The organism is Ruegeria sp. AG7 (assembly GCF_056541545.1).
Map to the genome: position 1 here is coordinate 44,038 of NZ_JBQFYP010000011.1, position 15,538 is coordinate 59,575.

At 58.8% G+C, this 15,538-nt stretch carries 18 protein-coding genes; 10 read left to right on the plus strand and 8 right to left on the minus strand.

Features of this window, described 5'->3' with window-relative positions:
* Positions 1 to 156 precede the first annotated feature (156 nt).
* From ACR0BF_RS14580 to ACR0BF_RS14605, 6 genes are all read left to right on the plus strand, one after another.
* Positions 157 to 717: a F0F1 ATP synthase subunit delta gene (locus tag ACR0BF_RS14580; protein ID WP_480493594.1), complete on the plus strand. Its 561-nt coding sequence runs from the start codon at positions 157 to 159 to the stop codon at positions 715 to 717.
* On the plus strand, positions 718 to 2,256 hold the full coding sequence (atpA, locus tag ACR0BF_RS14585; RefSeq protein WP_480475432.1) for a F0F1 ATP synthase subunit alpha: 1,539 nt from the start codon (positions 718 to 720) through the stop codon (positions 2,254 to 2,256).
* A gap of 12 nt (positions 2,257 to 2,268) precedes the next feature.
* Entirely contained in the window at positions 2,269 to 3,144 is an 876-nt protein-coding gene (locus ACR0BF_RS14590) for a F0F1 ATP synthase subunit gamma (RefSeq protein WP_480482282.1), read from the plus strand.
* Between the two features lie 20 nt (positions 3,145 to 3,164).
* Positions 3,165 to 4,589, plus strand: coding sequence for a F0F1 ATP synthase subunit beta (gene atpD / locus ACR0BF_RS14595; RefSeq protein WP_480475437.1), 1,425 nt, complete (start codon positions 3,165 to 3,167; stop codon positions 4,587 to 4,589).
* Between the two features lie 12 nt (positions 4,590 to 4,601).
* Entirely contained in the window at positions 4,602 to 5,012 is a 411-nt protein-coding gene (locus ACR0BF_RS14600; protein ID WP_209504801.1) for a F0F1 ATP synthase subunit epsilon, read from the plus strand.
* Between the two features lie 114 nt (positions 5,013 to 5,126).
* Positions 5,127 to 5,477 carry an H-type lectin domain-containing protein gene (locus ACR0BF_RS14605; RefSeq protein WP_480493596.1) on the plus strand — a complete coding sequence of 117 codons (351 nt, stop codon included), beginning with the start codon at positions 5,127 to 5,129 and terminating at the stop codon, positions 5,475 to 5,477.
* A gap of 28 nt (positions 5,478 to 5,505) precedes the next feature.
* On the opposite strand, the gene rpiB is transcribed toward ACR0BF_RS14605, so the two are convergent.
* Positions 5,506 to 5,955 carry a ribose 5-phosphate isomerase B gene (rpiB, locus tag ACR0BF_RS14610; protein WP_480625188.1) on the minus strand — a complete coding sequence of 150 codons (450 nt, stop codon included), beginning with the start codon at positions 5,953 to 5,955 and terminating at the stop codon, positions 5,506 to 5,508.
* Positions 5,956 to 6,060: 105 nt separating this feature from the next.
* Positions 6,061 to 7,080, minus strand: coding sequence for a ribose-phosphate pyrophosphokinase (locus tag ACR0BF_RS14615; protein WP_480475441.1), 1,020 nt, complete (start codon positions 7,078 to 7,080; stop codon positions 6,061 to 6,063).
* A gap of 107 nt (positions 7,081 to 7,187) precedes the next feature.
* Between ACR0BF_RS14615 and ACR0BF_RS14620 the strand changes: the two genes are divergently transcribed.
* Together ACR0BF_RS14620 and ACR0BF_RS14625 are read left to right on the plus strand one after the other, a co-directional pair.
* The gene (locus ACR0BF_RS14620) at positions 7,188 to 7,790 is read left to right on the plus strand and encodes a 2-hydroxychromene-2-carboxylate isomerase (RefSeq protein ID WP_209504797.1); all 603 of its coding nucleotides are present in this window, start codon (positions 7,188 to 7,190) and stop codon (positions 7,788 to 7,790) included.
* A 14-nt stretch (positions 7,791 to 7,804) separates the two neighbouring features.
* On the plus strand, positions 7,805 to 8,620 hold the full coding sequence (locus ACR0BF_RS14625) for an alpha/beta fold hydrolase (protein ID WP_480625189.1): 816 nt from the start codon (positions 7,805 to 7,807) through the stop codon (positions 8,618 to 8,620).
* On the opposite strand, the gene ACR0BF_RS14630 is transcribed toward ACR0BF_RS14625, so the two are convergent.
* The 3 genes from ACR0BF_RS14630 to ACR0BF_RS14640 are packed head-to-tail and all read right to left on the minus strand — an operon-like array spanning position 8,607 to position 11,043.
* Positions 8,607 to 9,641: a threonine aldolase family protein gene (locus ACR0BF_RS14630; RefSeq protein WP_480625190.1), complete on the minus strand. Its 1,035-nt coding sequence runs from the start codon at positions 9,639 to 9,641 to the stop codon at positions 8,607 to 8,609. The genes ACR0BF_RS14625 and ACR0BF_RS14630 overlap by 14 nt on opposite strands.
* Positions 9,641 to 10,114 carry a YcgN family cysteine cluster protein gene (locus tag ACR0BF_RS14635; RefSeq protein WP_480493604.1) on the minus strand — a complete coding sequence of 158 codons (474 nt, stop codon included), beginning with the start codon at positions 10,112 to 10,114 and terminating at the stop codon, positions 9,641 to 9,643. Before ACR0BF_RS14635 ends, ACR0BF_RS14630 begins: the two co-directional genes overlap by 1 nt.
* Positions 10,111 to 11,043 (minus strand): bifunctional riboflavin kinase/FAD synthetase, encoded by a 933-nt coding sequence (locus tag ACR0BF_RS14640; protein ID WP_480493606.1) that lies wholly within the window; start codon positions 11,041 to 11,043, stop codon positions 10,111 to 10,113. The genes ACR0BF_RS14635 and ACR0BF_RS14640 overlap by 4 nt, the downstream gene beginning before the upstream one ends.
* A 261-nt stretch (positions 11,044 to 11,304) precedes the next feature.
* Between ACR0BF_RS14640 and ACR0BF_RS14645 the strand changes: the two genes are divergently transcribed.
* Complete coding sequence (locus ACR0BF_RS14645) at positions 11,305 to 11,886, plus strand: methylenetetrahydrofolate reductase C-terminal domain-containing protein (RefSeq protein ID WP_480487559.1); 582 nt, start codon at positions 11,305 to 11,307, stop codon at positions 11,884 to 11,886.
* A complete protein-coding gene (locus ACR0BF_RS14650) occupies positions 11,883 to 12,872 on the plus strand; it encodes a methylenetetrahydrofolate reductase (RefSeq protein WP_480475455.1) in 990 nt (329 codons plus the stop codon). Before ACR0BF_RS14645 ends, ACR0BF_RS14650 begins: the two co-directional genes overlap by 4 nt.
* A 75-nt stretch (positions 12,873 to 12,947) precedes the next feature.
* Here the strand turns inward: ACR0BF_RS14650 and ACR0BF_RS14655 are convergent, their stop codons facing one another.
* The 3 genes from ACR0BF_RS14655 to ACR0BF_RS14665 all read right to left on the minus strand — a co-directional run bounded on the left by ACR0BF_RS14655 (position 12,948) and on the right by ACR0BF_RS14665 (position 15,480).
* On the minus strand, positions 12,948 to 13,391 hold the full coding sequence (locus tag ACR0BF_RS14655) for a MaoC family dehydratase (RefSeq protein ID WP_267362989.1): 444 nt from the start codon (positions 13,389 to 13,391) through the stop codon (positions 12,948 to 12,950).
* Positions 13,392 to 13,492: 101 nt separating this feature from the next.
* Entirely contained in the window at positions 13,493 to 14,368 is an 876-nt protein-coding gene (locus ACR0BF_RS14660) for a TIGR01459 family HAD-type hydrolase (protein ID WP_480625191.1), read from the minus strand.
* A 191-nt stretch (positions 14,369 to 14,559) separates the two neighbouring features.
* Positions 14,560 to 15,480, minus strand: coding sequence for a manganese-dependent inorganic pyrophosphatase (locus ACR0BF_RS14665; RefSeq protein ID WP_480475459.1), 921 nt, complete (start codon positions 15,478 to 15,480; stop codon positions 14,560 to 14,562).
* Between the last annotated feature and the right edge of the window lie 58 nt (positions 15,481 to 15,538).

Here is a 15,538-nt window from a genome sequence, read left to right on the forward strand (position 1 = left end):
GATAAATCTGTTACCGCTATAGCGTATTGCTTGGTTGGTTCACCTCTGCTACATCCCCGGTGATTTTGATCCCCGACCGTCTGGCCGGGGTTTCCTCACGCCCCAAGGTAGCGGCCGCTACCCAAAATCGGGGCCTCAAATATCGGAAGGGTGGACGTGTCCGAACCAGCTTCGATTTCCACAGGCATCGCCGAGCGCTATGCCACCGCGATTTTCGAGATCGCAAAAGAGAATAATGACCTTGCGGGTCTGGAATCCGGCATCAATGATCTGGCAGCAGCACTGGGCGACAGTGCCGACCTGCGCGACCTAATCGCATCGCCGCTGGTTTCGCGTACTCAGCAGGAAGCTGCGATCACCGCAATTGCTGACAAGATGGGCCTGAACGCCATCCTGCGCAATACGCTGGGTCTGATGGCGCAGAAACGCCGCCTGTTTGTTGTGCCGCAACTGGTGCAGGTGCTGCGTGACATGCTGGCTGATGAGCGTGGCGAAGTGACCGCCGATGTCGCCTCGGCCAAGGCGCTGACCAAGACACAACTGGAAAAACTGTCCAAGACGCTGTCCGAGCGTGTGGGCAAGACCGTAACTATCAATGCGACCGTTGATGAAAGCCTCATCGGCGGTCTTGTCGTCAAAGTGGGCTCGAAAATGATCGACAGTTCGATCCGTTCGAAGCTGAACTCCCTACAGAATGCAATGAAAGAGGTCGGATAAATGGGAATCCAAGCTGCAGAGATTTCTGCAATCCTGAAGGACCAGATCAAGAATTTTGGTCAGGAAGCCGAAGTGGCCGAGATCGGTCGCGTGTTGAGCGTCGGTGACGGGATTGCCCGTGTATATGGCCTGGACAACGTTCAAGCCGGTGAGATGGTCGAATTCCCCGGCGGCATCATGGGGATGGCGCTGAACTTGGAAAGCGACAACGTCGGTGTCGTTATCTTCGGTTCTGACCGTGATATCAAAGAAGGTGACACCGTCAAGCGCACCAACTCGATCGTGGACGTTCCAATCGGTGACGAGCTGCTGGGCCGTGTTGTTGACGGTCTGGGCAACCCGCTGGACGGCAAAGGTCCGATCAATGCCACCAAGCGCGGCGTTGCAGACGTCAAAGCACCCGGTATCATTCCGCGTAAATCGGTGCACGAACCGATGGCAACCGGCCTGAAATCGGTTGACGCGATGATCCCGATTGGCCGTGGCCAGCGCGAGCTGATCATTGGTGACCGCCAGACCGGTAAAACCGCCGTGGCTCTGGACACCATCCTGAACCAGAAAGTCTATAACGAAGCAGCGGGCGACGACGAGTCGAAGAAACTGTACTGCGTTTACGTTGCGATCGGTCAGAAGCGTTCGACCGTTGCCCAGCTGGTGAAGAAACTGGAAGAATCCGGTGCGATTGAATATTCGATCGTTGTCGCCGCAACCGCGTCCGACCCGGCACCGATGCAGTTCCTGGCACCCTATGCCGCAACCGCGATGGCAGAATATTTCCGTGACAATGGCCGTCACGCGCTGATCATCTATGATGACCTGTCGAAACAGGCCGTGTCCTATCGTCAGATGTCGCTGTTGCTGCGTCGCCCGCCGGGCCGCGAAGCCTATCCGGGTGACGTTTTCTACCTTCACTCCCGCCTGCTGGAACGTTCGGCAAAGCTGAACGAAGACTTCGGTGCTGGTTCGCTGACGGCTCTGCCGGTTATCGAGACACAGGGTGGTGACGTTTCGGCCTTTATTCCGACCAACGTGATCTCGATCACCGACGGTCAGATCTTCCTGGAAACCGAACTGTTCTATCAGGGCATCCGTCCTGCTGTGAACACCGGTCTGTCGGTTTCGCGTGTGGGCTCGTCGGCTCAGACCGACGCGATGAAATCGGTTGCCGGTCCGGTCAAGCTGGAACTGGCTCAGTATCGCGAAATGGCGGCCTTTGCGCAGTTTGGTTCCGACCTCGACGCCGCAACCCAGCAGCTTCTGAACCGTGGTGCGCGCCTGACCGAGCTGATGAAGCAGCCGCAGTACTCGCCGCTGACCAACGCGGAAATCGTCTGCGTCATCTTCGCTGGCACCAACGGCTATCTCGACAAGATCGATGTATCTGACGTTGGCCGCTACGAGGCCGGTCTGCTGGCGCATCTGCGCGGCAAGCACGCTGACCTGCTGAAGTGGATCACCGACGAAGATCCAAAGATCAAAGGTGAAGCGTCCGACAAACTCAAAGCAGCGATCGACGAATACGCCGCGACCTTCGCTTGATAGGAGGTTCCGATGCCTAGTCTGAAGGACCTTAAAAACAGGATCGAGTCGGTCAAATCGACCCGCAAGATCACCAAGGCCATGCAGATGGTCGCGGCCGCAAAACTGCGCCGCGCCCAGGAATCTGCCGAAGCCTCGCGCCCTTATGCCGAGCGGTTCAATGCCGTGATGGCGGGGCTGGCGGCGTCGGTTGGGGGCAGCGACAGCGCCCCCAAGCTGCTCCGTGGTACGGGCAGTGATGATGTCCATCTGCTGGTTGTGCTGACAGCTGAACGCGGCCTGTGTGGCGGCTTCAACTCGAACATCGCCAAGCTGGCCCGCCAGAAGGCGGAAGAGCTGCGCGGCAAGGGCAAGACGGTCAAGATCCTGACCGTCGGCAAGAAAGGCCGTGACGCGCTCAAGCGTGATTTTGGCGATCTGTTCGTTGGGCATGTGGACCTGAGCGAGGTCAAGCGTCTGGGTTATTCCAACGCGCAGGACATCGCAAAGGACATCCTGTCCCGCTTCGACGGGGGCGAGTTCGACGTTGCCACGATCTTCTATTCGAAGTTCGTCAACGTTGTGACCCAGATCCCGACGGCACAGCAGGTCATCCCCGCCTCGTTCGAGGAATCGGAAGGTGACGACAGCGGTGCCATCTTCGACTACGAGCCCAGCGAAGAGGCCATTCTGGCCGACTTGCTGCCCAAGGGGGTTGCGACCGCGATCTTCTCGGCTCTGCTCGAAAACGGAGCGTCTGAACAGGGCGCGCGGATGTCCGCAATGGACAATGCGACGCGCAACGCGGGTGAGATGATCGACAAGCTGACGATCCAGTTCAACCGCTCGCGTCAGGCCGTGATCACCAACGAGCTGATTGAAATTATTTCCGGCGCCGAGGCGCTGTAGAGACAAACCGGAGACGAAACATGGCGAATGCAAAAGGCAAAGTCACACAGATCATCGGGGCCGTCGTCGACGTGCACTTCGAAGATCAGCTGCCTGAAATTCTGAACGCGCTGGAAACCACCAACAATGGCAAGCGCCTGGTGTTGGAAGTTGCTCAGCACCTGGGTGAAAACACTGTCCGCACCATCGCGATGGACGCGACCGAAGGTCTGGTCCGTGGCGAAGTGGTCACCGACACCGGTTCACCGATCTCGGTTCCGGTTGGCAATGCCACCCTGGGCCGCATCCTGAACGTCGTCGGCGAGCCGATCGACGAAAAAGGTCCGGTAGAGGCGACCGAAGTTCGCGCTATCCACCAGCCCGCACCGACCTTTGCCGAACAGTCGACCGAGTCGGAAGTTCTGGTCACCGGCATCAAGGTGGTTGACCTGCTGGCCCCTTACGCCAAAGGCGGTAAGATTGGCCTGTTTGGCGGCGCCGGCGTTGGTAAAACTGTTCTGATCATGGAACTGATCAACAACATCGCAAAAGTGCACTCGGGCTTCTCGGTGTTTGCGGGTGTTGGTGAACGGACCCGTGAAGGCAACGACCTGTACCACGAGATGATCGAATCGAACGTGATCAAGCCGGACAACCTGTCGGAAAGCCAGGTGGCCCTGGTTTACGGTCAGATGAACGAGCCTCCGGGTGCGCGTGCGCGTGTTGCTCTGACCGGTCTGACCCTGGCCGAGCAGTTCCGCGACCAGTCTGGTACCGACGTTCTGTTCTTCGTCGACAACATCTTCCGCTTCACGCAGGCGGGTTCCGAAGTGTCGGCTCTGCTGGGTCGTATCCCGTCCGCTGTGGGCTACCAGCCGACACTGGCCACTGACATGGGTGCCCTGCAGGAACGCATCACCTCGACAAAGGCCGGATCGATCACTTCGGTGCAGGCGATCTACGTGCCTGCGGACGACTTGACCGACCCCGCGCCGGCAACTTCGTTTGCGCACCTCGACGCGACCACCGTTCTCAACCGTGCGATCTCGGAAAAGGGTATCTACCCTGCGGTTGACCCGCTCGACTCGACCTCGCGCCTGCTCGACCCGGCCATCGTCGGGGAAGAGCACTACAAGGTTGCGACCGACGTTCAGCAGATCCTCCAGCGCTACAAGTCGCTGCAGGACATCATCGCCATCCTCGGCATGGACGAACTGTCGGAAGAGGACAAGCTGACCGTGGCCCGTGCCCGTAAGATCGAACGCTTCCTGTCACAGCCGTTCGACGTGGCCGAGGTCTTCACCGGCTCGCCGGGGGTTCAGGTTCCTCTGGATGTCACCATCTCGTCGTTCAAGGCCGTTGTGGCTGGCGAATACGATCACCTGCCCGAAGCAGCCTTCCTGATGGTTGGCGGCATCGACGAAGTGATCGCCAAAGCCGAAAAAATGGCAGCAGCAGCCGCCTAAGGAGTATCCCTGATGGCAAACACGATGCATTTCGACCTCGTCAGCCCCGAGCGGAGCTTAGCTTCGCTCGAGGTCACCGCGGTCCAGATTCCCGGCGCAGACGGGGACATGACGGCGATGCCCGATCACGCCCCCACCATCACAACGCTGCGCCCCGGTCTGCTGAAGGTTGAGGCACCCGAAGGGTCCAGCGAATACCTGGTCACCGGCGGGTTTGCCCAGATCAACGGCGACAGCCTGTCGGTTCTGGCCGAAAAGGCGGTTCCGGTTTCGGAAATCACCCGTTCGCATATGGACGAGCTGATTGCCGAGGCACGCGCCTCGCACGAAGCGGCAAAGGGCGGCGACGATATGTCGATCGTCGACGAAGCCGCCAAGCTGCTGGCCGACATGGAAGCGCTTGGGACGCATATGAGCCTGTAATTGGCTTAACAGTGAAAAATTGGAACGGCCTCGCGATTGCGGGGCCGTTTTTTTGTCGTGCTTTTGCCAAAAAGCAGGGATAAGTTGCGGAAATTCAAGTATAATGATGAATACATGAAAAAATTTCTGACCCATCCCATTGGCATCGATCAAGGTGAAAGTGTTCTGTTTTCGGAATTTGCCGAAGGCGGGGACATGTGGACTGGCGAAGGCCCCCGCGAACGTCGGAAACCCATCCAATTCAAGGACACGTTTCTTAGCCCGCCCATTGTTCAGATCGGGATTTCCCTTTGGGATGTCGACACATCATCAGCCCTGCGCGCCGAGGTTCAGGCAGAAAATGTCACCACAGAAGGGTTTGAAGCGGTGTTTCGGACTTGGTCCGACACGCGGATTGCCCGCATCCGGATCAGCTGGACCGCGTTTGGAGAGGTGGCGCACCCGGACGACTGGGACATTTCCTGATCCTGGGCTTGCAGGACAGGCGCAGGCCTCAGTCGCCCTGCGCTTCGATCATGTCGACCCGTGTGGCGTGGCGGCCGCCTTCAAATTCGGCACCCAGAAACGCATCCACAATATCCAGCGCCTGTCCTTCGCCGACAACACGCGCGCCAATCGACAGCATATTGGCATTGTTATGCTGGCGGATCATCCGGGCGGAAAACGCGTCCGAACAGACGCCGCAGCGAATGCCGGGCACCTTGTTTGCGGCCATCATGATGCCCTGACCCGTGCCGCAGAGGATAATCCCCAATCCGCAATCACCCGAGGCTACGGCCAGTGCCGCGGCCTTGCCGTGTTTGGGGTAATGGGTGCTTTCATGGGTCGTCGGGCCGATATCGACCACGTCCCAGCCTTGCTGCGCGATGTGGTTGGCCACGGCCTGACGCAGCTCGATAGCCGCGTGGTCGCTGGAAAGAACAATGCGTTTGTTGCCAGTCATGGAGATCGGTCCGCTTGTGTCGCTGATCGCGCGCATGAGGCAGACTTGTGCGCAACCGGTGGTTCAAAAAGAAAGGGACGACACATTCTGTCGACCCGTCCAAACTCAATCCATCTGGTACATGGATTCGTAGATCGGCGTCAGCGTCTTGTCTTCGAACAGGGATGACACGCTGGTTCCGTTCCAGATGTTCAGGATCGCCTGCGTAAAGATAGGCGCGGTCGGAACAATGCGGATGTTCTTGGCGCCCAAAATCTCTTTGGTTGGCTGGATCGTGTCGGTCAGCACCAGCGACTTCATCACCGAATTTGTCACCCGTTCCACCGCAGGGCCGCTCATGACGCCATGCGTGATGTAGGAATGAACCTCTTTCGCACCGTTATCCAGCAGCACCTGCGCTGCCTTGCACAGCGTTCCGGCGGTGTCGCACATGTCGTCGACGATCAGACAGATCTTGTCCTTCACATCCCCGATCACGGTCATCTCGGCCACTTCGCCCGCTTTCTCGCGGCGCTTGTCCACGATCGACAAAGGGGCGTTGATCCGCTTGGCCAGTTCACGCGCGCGGGCCACGCCGCCCACGTCAGGTGAAACGACCATGATTTCATCCAGATTTCCCTTGAACTGATGCCTCACATCCAGCGCAAAGATGGGCGAGGCATAAAGGTTGTCCACGGGCATATCGAAAAAGCCCTGAATCTGGGCCGCATGCAAGTCCATGGTCAGGATCCGTTCGATCCCGGCCCCTGTCAGCATGTTGGCCACCAGCTTGGCGCTGATGGGCGTGCGGGCCTTGGTGCGACGGTCCTGACGGGCGTACCCGAAATACGGGATCACGGCGGTGATCCGCTGCGCGGACGACCGGCGCAGCGCATCGGCGATGATCAGCAGTTCCATCAGGTTGTCATTGGCCGGGTTCGAGGTCGGTTGGATAATGAACATATCCTCGCCGCGCACATTTTCGAACACTTCCACGAAAATCTCACCGTCGTTGAACCGTTCGACACGCGCATCGACCAGACCCTGATCAACGCCTCGGTACAGGCTCATGCGGCGTGCGATGGCTTGGGCAAGCGGAAGGTTGGCGTTCCCAGCGATAAGCTTGGGTTCGTGAAGTGTCGGCATCGGCTGAGGTCCCCGGGCAGCAATGGCAATGTGACAGAATCGTGATGTTGACACCGCTTAGCATGGCCTTACCGTCCCGCAAAGGTAACGCAGCGGAGAAAGTGCACATGACCCAGATTGACTACTTTTTTGCGACACTCTCGCCCTATTCCTATCTGGCAGGGATGCGGTTGGAAGAAATCGCGGCGAAACACGGCGCGACGATCAACTATAAGCCGCTGGACATTATCGCCCTGTTCGCGCGCACCGGGGGGACCCCTCCGAAAGACCGGCATATCTCTCGTATCGAGTACCGCGCACAGGAGCTGCTGCGCCAATCGAAGAATCTGGGGATGGAGTTCAATCTGAAACCCGCGCACTGGCCGACCAACATGGCCCCGTCATCTTATGCGGTTATTGCCGCGATCAAGGACGGCTCGGGCGATGTGGGTAAGCTGTGTCATAGCTTCCTTCGCGCCTGCTGGGCCGAGGAAAAGGATATCGCACAGGACGATGTCATCCGCGAATGTCTGACGCAAGCCGGGTTTGATCCCGGTCTGGCAGACAGCGGCTTGCTGGTGGGGGCAGAAACCTATGCCGCCAACCTCGAGGAAGCCGTGGACCGGGGTGTCTTCGGCGCACCGTTCTACATCACGCCCGACGACCAGCGGTTCTGGGGTCAGGACAGGCTGGACGATCTGGACCAGCATCTGGCCGAGATGAACGGGTGACGGTCAGGGCCACGATGCAATCCGTTTTCGTCAGGCACTTGGGTGAGGGGGAGCGGAAACTGCTCGCCCTCCATTGCACGATTGCGCATTCCGGTGCCTGGTCAGGTTTGGCCAGTGCGCTGAATGGCTGTGCGACATTTGTTGCCCCGGATATGCTGTCGCATGGGCGCAGCCCGGATTGGGACGGGCAGGTTGATTTCTTTGACGCAGTGACAAGACCGGCCTTGGCTGAATTGACGAAACCCATGGATGTGATCGGGCATTCCTTTGGGGCGATGATCGCACTCAGGTTGGCGATTGAACATCCCGAGCGCGTGCGCAGCCTGATCCTGATCGAACCCGTGTTCTTTGCAGTTGCGAAACAGGATGCGCCGCTGTTGTTCGAACAGCACGAACGGGACTCCGAGCCAGTCAGTGCGGCCTTCGAATCTGGTGACAAGGCTCTGGCCGCGCGCCTGTTCAACAGGGCGTGGAGCACGAAGATCAGCCCCAAATGGCCTGATTTGCCCGAGCGCACGCGGGCAAATATGGTGCGTGGAATCGATGCGGTTCCGGCTGTGCACCCTGTGCTCTATGACGATCAGGCAGGGTTGCTTGACCCGGATCGGCTCCGGCGCGCATCGATGCCGACCCTGTTGCTGAGCGGGTCAGAGACGCCGCCAGTGATCCACGCGATTTGCGCAGGGCTGCAACGGCGCCTGCCTGATGCGCGCCATGAACGCATAAACGGCGCAGGGCACATGCTGCCGATTTCACACCCTGATGAAACCGGCGCTTTGCTGCGGGCGTTCTGGCAGACCAACGCCCCGTTAGGCGTCAAAGCAGATTGAGAAACTGATCGATCTCCGCCGCTCCGATGGACCAGTCGCAAACCAGCCTGCACGCGAGGTTTTCGTTGTTATCCTCGCCTTCCAGCTCTGCACCCCAAAGGTGATAAACCGCGCCTGCCTTGTGCAGTTGCTTGTGCTTCGCGCGTGGGAATGAGGCAAAGATCATATTGGCCTGCGGTTCGTGCAGAAATGCGGCCCCCTTGGCGCGCAACCCCTCGGCCAAGCGGGCGCAGTTGTCATTGGCCTGACGCGCCATCTTCAGCCACAGGTGGTCTTCCAGATAGGCCGCCATCTGAGCGGACAGATAGCGGTGTTTGGAAAACAGATGCGCCCCGCGCTTGCGCCGCAGCTCAAACTCCCAGGCTTTGCTTTCATCAAAGAACACAACCGCCTCGACACCCATGAGACCGTTCTTGGTGCCACCAAAACTGACAGCATCTACACCTGCTTTCCATGTCATATCCGCAGGGGAACAGTTCAGCGCAACCAACGCGTTGGTAAAGCGCGCGCCGTCCAGATGCACGGGCAGGCCGTACGTCTTGGCGACCTCGCACAGGGCCTGCAACTCTGCCAGCGAATAGACCGATCCGCGCTCGGTCACTTGTGTGATCGACACAGGTCCGCGCTGCGGCCCATGTACGCCGCGTGTTTCCTCGCCCAGAATTGACCCGCGCAAAGCCTCAGGGGTCATCTTGTCTCCGCCCGGTACCAGGGTCAGCTTGGCGCCGCTGTAAAATTCCGGCGCGTTGCATTCGTCCTCGTGGATATGCGCGACAGGGGAACAGAAGACCGTTTCCCAAGGCTTTGACAATGTTGCAAGGGCGAGCGAATTCGCTGCTGTCCCGGTCGCCACCAGATAGACCACAGCACCCGGAGCCTCGAATATGCTGCGGATACGGTCGCGCACCTCGTTCATCAGCGTATCCGCGCCATAGGCAATCTGATAGCCCTGATTGACCTCGGCCAGCCTGGCCATGACCTGTGGATGAACCGGCCCGGAATTGTCAGACGCGAAATGCATCAGCTTGGCTCCTCGATTATGTAATCTTCCCATTCTTCCATGGGCGTTTCGAATTCAGATACCGTGCGCCCCTGAACCGAGACCCCGGCAGCGTGCACACTGTCCGCTGTACCAGATATCAACGGGTGCCAGTCGTAAAGCGGTTTGCCTTCCCACAGCAACCGATACGCGCAGGTTTGCGGCAACCAATAGGCATGTTCGTCGATATTGTCGGGGGTCATGACGATGCATTCGGGCACGAATTGATGCCGGATGTCGTATTGTACGCAGCGGCAGCTTTCATCATCCAGCAAGCGGCAGGCGACGCAGGTCAGGGCAACCTCGCCCGTGTCTTCATCTTCCAGCTTGTTCAGGCAGCATTTGCCGCAGCCATCACACAATGCCTCCCACTCGCGCTGGTTCATTTGGCGCAGGGGTTTGCGTTCCCAAAACCGGGCAGGCAGGCCCGCGCGTTCAATCGGATCAACACTCATAGGGCGGTCAATATACCGCGGGCCTGTTCGCAGTCGGCATCCATCTGCGTGATCAGACTCTCCAGCCCGTCGAATGTCATCTCGGGGCGCAGAAAGTCGATCAGACCCACCGACAGGGTCGCCCCGTACAGATCGCCCGAAAAGTCGAACAGGAAGGTTTCGATATTGGGCACTTGGCCGTTAAACATCGGGCGCACCCCGATCGAGGCCGCACCGTGATAGCTGCCCTTATGCGGCCCATCCAACACATCCACCAGTACGGCGTAGACACCGAATTTTGGCGGATGCAGCCCTTCGATGGACATGTTCGCGGTGGGAAAGCCCAGCTCGCGCCCGCGCTGTTCGCCCCCGATCACTTCGCCTTCGATCCGGTGCCAGTGTCCCAGCATCGCGGCTGCGTCCCGTGGGCGGCCGTCGCTCAGCGCGGTGCGAATGGCGGTTGAGGATACAACATTTTCCGACCGTTCCATCAAAGGCGCAATCGTCACACCGAACCCCATGTCCTGCCCGAACCGCACCAGATCCTGCGCCGTGCCGCTGCGGCCCTTGCCAAAGCAGAAATCCGCACCCACCACGACATGCGACAGGCCCAGCCCGTCGCAGATCACGTTGCGCGCAAAATCCATTGGCGAAAGCCCGGCCAGCGCGGCGTTGAACGGCAGTTCATAAAGCTTCTCTACGCCCAGCTTCTCCAGCCGGTGCGCTCGCGCATTGCCCCGCATCAGGCGGAACGGAGGCGTGTCAGGCGCAAAATACTCCCGCGGATGCGGCTCGAAGGTCAACACACCCAGCGGCGCGTCCGGCGCTGCATTACGGGCCAGTTCAATGACCGACTGATGCCCCAAATGAACGCCGTCGAAATTCCCGATTGCCACGCTGGCGCCGCGATCTTCTGGCTGGACGAACTGGATATCCCGGATGATGTGCATAGACGATTGCGTAGCGGCGCGAGTCAATTTGTTCAAGCGGCAGTTTGATTTCGAAGAAAGCGATCCTGCGAATGAGCTTTGAACATTTCGCTTGGCCGGGAAACCGCACGAGGCCAATCCAAGTATTTCAGGCCAAGCGCCTCCAACCGCTTGATTCAAAAAAAACTCCGGGTTTAGACTGAAAATCCGGTCCCCTGGATTAAGGCGCACCGGATCAAAGCCCGGCCAGGTTCGAACGAACCCAGCACAGGAGGCAGACCCATGTACCGAATGCGACTGTTCGCGATTCGTCATGCCCGCACTTTCGAGTGGATCTATAAATGTGTCGAACGCGGCATGGTCGCGATGGACCCGCTATTTGCAAAGATCGGATATAACCGCGTCGAACGCCCCATCGCACTGGTCGAGAAGGGCGTCAAAACCCTGTTGTTCGATTGCAAGATGTGCGGGCAATGCGTGTTGTCATCCACCGGCATGTCCTGCCCGATGAACTGCCCAAAGCAATTGCGCAATGGCCCATGTGGCGGCGTACGTCCCGGCGAGTTTTGTGAGGTGAAGCCGGATATGAAATGTGTCTGGGCCCTGGCTTGGAACGGAGCCAGCCGCATGCGGAACGGAGCCGACAAGATAAAAGAAGTTCTGCCACCGGTGGAGCACACGTTGAAAGGCTCGTCATCCTGGTTGCGGGTCAGCCGCGAGATTGCAGCGCACGAGCGCGAGACCCGGGATGCTGCCCGATTGGCGCTGGCCGAGGCATTCCCCGAAGCGCGCGAGAATGAACCTTCTGCGGCACCACTGGCCGCCGAACCACCCAACGCGATAAACCGGGAACTGAAGAAATGAGTGATACCCATCGCAACGAGGTGGAGCCGATTGGCTATGTTCCGGTTCCCCAAGGATATGTGTCGCACAGCCGGTTGGAAAAGGTACTCCGTTCAGGCCGTTTCGCAGTCACCGCCGAATTGAACCCACCCGACAGTGCCGACCCCGAGGATGTTTTTCAGGCGGCCCAACCGCTTGGTGAAGTGGCTGACGCGATCAATGCAACCGATGCTTCGGGCGCGAACTGTCACATGTCCTCGATTGGGATTTGTGCCTTGCTGACGCGCGCGGGTTATTCTCCGGTCTATCAGATTTCCTGCCGCGACCGGAACCGGATTGCCATTCAGGGAGATGTTCTGGGGGCTGCGGCGTTGGGCGTCAGTAACGTGCTGTGCCTGACCGGCGACGGCGTCGGCGTCGGGGATCAGCCGGGGGCAAAACCGGTTTTCGATTTCGATTCCCTGACCCTGTTGCGGACGATCCGCACGATGCGCGATCAGGGAATGTTCCTTTCTGGTCGTAAGATCACGCGCCCGCCGCAACTGTTCCTTGGTGCTGCCGAAAACCCCTGTATCCCGCCTTATGACTGGCGACCTGACCGTCTGGCAAAGAAGGTTGAGGCCGGGGCCGAGTATATTCAGACCAATTACATCTACGACATTCCGCTGTTCGAGAAATTCATGGCGCGGGTGAGGGATGCGGGGCTGGACAAGAAAGTGTTCATCATCGCGGGCGTCGGCCCCATCGCGTCAGCGCGTGCGGCACGCTGGATGCGCAGCAATGTTCCCGGCATTCACATCCCCGATCAGGTCATCGAGCGGATGGAGAAAGCCGAAAAGCCAGCTGACGAGGGCAAGAAGATCTGTATCGAACTGATCCAGCAGATCCGCGATATCGCGGGGGTGTCCGGCGTTCATGTGATGGCCTACAGGCGCGAACACGTGGTGTCAGAGATCATTCTGGAATCCGGTGCGTTGAAAGGGCGAAAACGCGCCCGACCGTCCTGAAAGGCACAGGCAAAAAACAGCGTCCAAACAAAAAAGGCGCCGGTCGGGCGCCTTTTGCATGGAAGTGTTCGCCGATCAGTCGAACTTGCGCGACGGGGCCAGTACCATGGCTTCACCGATCAGAACCTTCTTGCCCTCGACCGAGCAATGGCAATCCAGTTTGACGCGACGCTTGGAAAAGTCGATGTCGATAACTTTGACCTCGGCGTAAACCATGTCACCGGGGCGCACGGGGGCCAGGAACTTCAGTGACTGCCCCATATAGACCGTGCCATGGCCCGGCAGTTGTTCGCCAATCACGGCCGAAATCAGCCCAGCTGTCAGCATCCCGTGCGCGATACGCCCTTCGAAGATTGTATCGCGGGCATAATCATCATCCAGATGCACCGGGTTCCGGTCTGTCGAGATCTGCGCAAACATCTCGATATCTTCGTCCGTCACCACTTTGCGCAGGTGGCGGGACATTCCCATTTCGATGTCTTCGATACAGATCGTTCCGCGTGGAAGATTGTCCAACATGTTGCCCTCACTCGAAATCGACCGAGAAAGAAAAAACCACTATCCGGCCTAGGTTGGCAACTTTATTACTTCGCAACTGCAGAAAATCAAGTCTTTTCTTGCTATCTCAATCGCCCGATTGTGTAGGTCGGGTTGATCTTTTCCCTTTCGATATAAGCCGTTAGGGATTCGTGATCCGGATGGTGCGACGTTTTTGTCTCAGCAGCCGCCAGCCCGCCCGAAATGAACAGGGAATCAATGCCTTCACCCATGCCCCCCAGAATGTCCGTATGGGGGCCGTCGCCGATCACCAGAATGTCGCTGTCCGGGATATCATGGCCCAGTTCCTGCAACCTGCGGCGCGCCAGATCGTAGATCGGTGGGTGCGGCTTGCCGAAATACAGGCTCTCGCCGCCCATCTCGGTATAGAGCTTTGCCAAAGCGCCTGCACACCATTCGCGCACCTCGCCGCGATCGACAACAATATCGGGGTTTGCGCATAGCAGCTTCATGCCCATCTGCTTGGCATAGAGGAAATCGGGGCGGTTCACGTCCGGGTCGGCCATCGGATCAAAAGGGCCACAGCAGACGATCCCTTCGGCCTCTCTCAGCGGGACACGTTCAATATGGATCGGGTGGTGCAGCAGTTTCAGGGGCTCGAAAAAGCCCGCATCGCGCTGCCATTCCCCCATGAAGTAAACCTTGTGCCCGACAGCACCACGGAACATCGCCGACCGTGCGGAATCGCCGCTGGTGGCAATGGTGTCATAGGCATCTGCGGGAACATTGAACTGCACCAGTTGCTCGGCCACGCCCGCACGGGGTTTGGGCGAGTTCGTGACCAGCACAACAAGCCCCCCGTCCGCGCGATAGGCTTGAAGGGCTGCGACAGCTTCGGGATAGGCCGTGATCCCATTGTGAACGCACCCCCACAGATCGACAAACAACGCTTTGTAGCGGACAGAGATTTCGGACAGCGCGTGAACGATCTGGGTCATATGTGGCCTCAAGCTGAAACTGCACGAGCCTTATGACCGATTGGCAAGGGATTGGCCACCAATCGATCGGTGGCCGCCCTGTATTTCGTCGGTTGGGTAAAGGTCTGTTTAAGCGCAATGCCGAAGGCGCAGACTGAAGACCAATAATGCGAGGCCCGTTTTACTCAGAATGACGGACCCCGCGTGTTTTTTCAGACCTTCAGGTTCGGAATGATCTGCTTTTTACGGCTCATGATGCCCGGCAGAACCACGGCGTCGCCATCGACGGATGCACCAAAGCTTTTCTCGGCAACGGTTTTGACCAGATCATTGGGCACCAGCAGGGTGGCTTCCTCGTTCAGGATATCGACGACGAACAGCAGCACCTGATCGACACCGTCTTCTTTGGCGACATCCACCATCGAACCCGCCAGGCTTGCCTTGCGGTCCAGAATGACACCCGGCGCAGTGGTTTCCAGAACCGAGACGCGGAATTTGGTGCCATCGACTTCGTATTCCTTGCTGTCCATGCGGATCAGTTCGGCATCCGAGAAGGACGAGACATCCGATTTCGCCGCAAACATATCTGCCGCGTAAGCCGAGATATCCAGCTCCAACTCGGCTGCCAGCCGCTCTGCGACCTCGCGGTCATGGGGCGTGGTGGTGGGCGAGCGGAATTCCAGCGTGTCCGAAAGGATGCAGGTCAGTGCCGCGCCCTTGATGGCGTCGGGCATCTTGGCTGCATCGTCGCCCATCAGGTCAACCATGATGGTGGCCGTGCAGGCCAGCGGGCGCACGGTGATGTCGATCGGGCCTTTGGTTTCCAGACCACCGACCAGCTTGTGGTGGTCGATGATGGCGCGGATGTCAGCGTCATTGACGTTGGCGGGCAGTTCGGCAGGGTTGTTGGTGTCGACGATAACCACCGGAGTGTCCGCTGCCAGATCGTCCAGGATGCGTGGTTTGGGCAGATCCCAGTTGTCCAGCATGAACGCCGCTTCGGTGTTGGGCTCGCCCAACAGCACGGGCTCGGCCTGCACACCTTTGATTTCGTTGAGGTACCACGACCACAGGATCGGCGAGCCTGTGGAATCGGTGTCGGGGGATTTGTGACCAAATACGAGCGTTGTCATGTCAGCGTCCTGCGGAATGGAAATTTGCGCGCGTTATAGGGCGGACAAACGTCCTTGT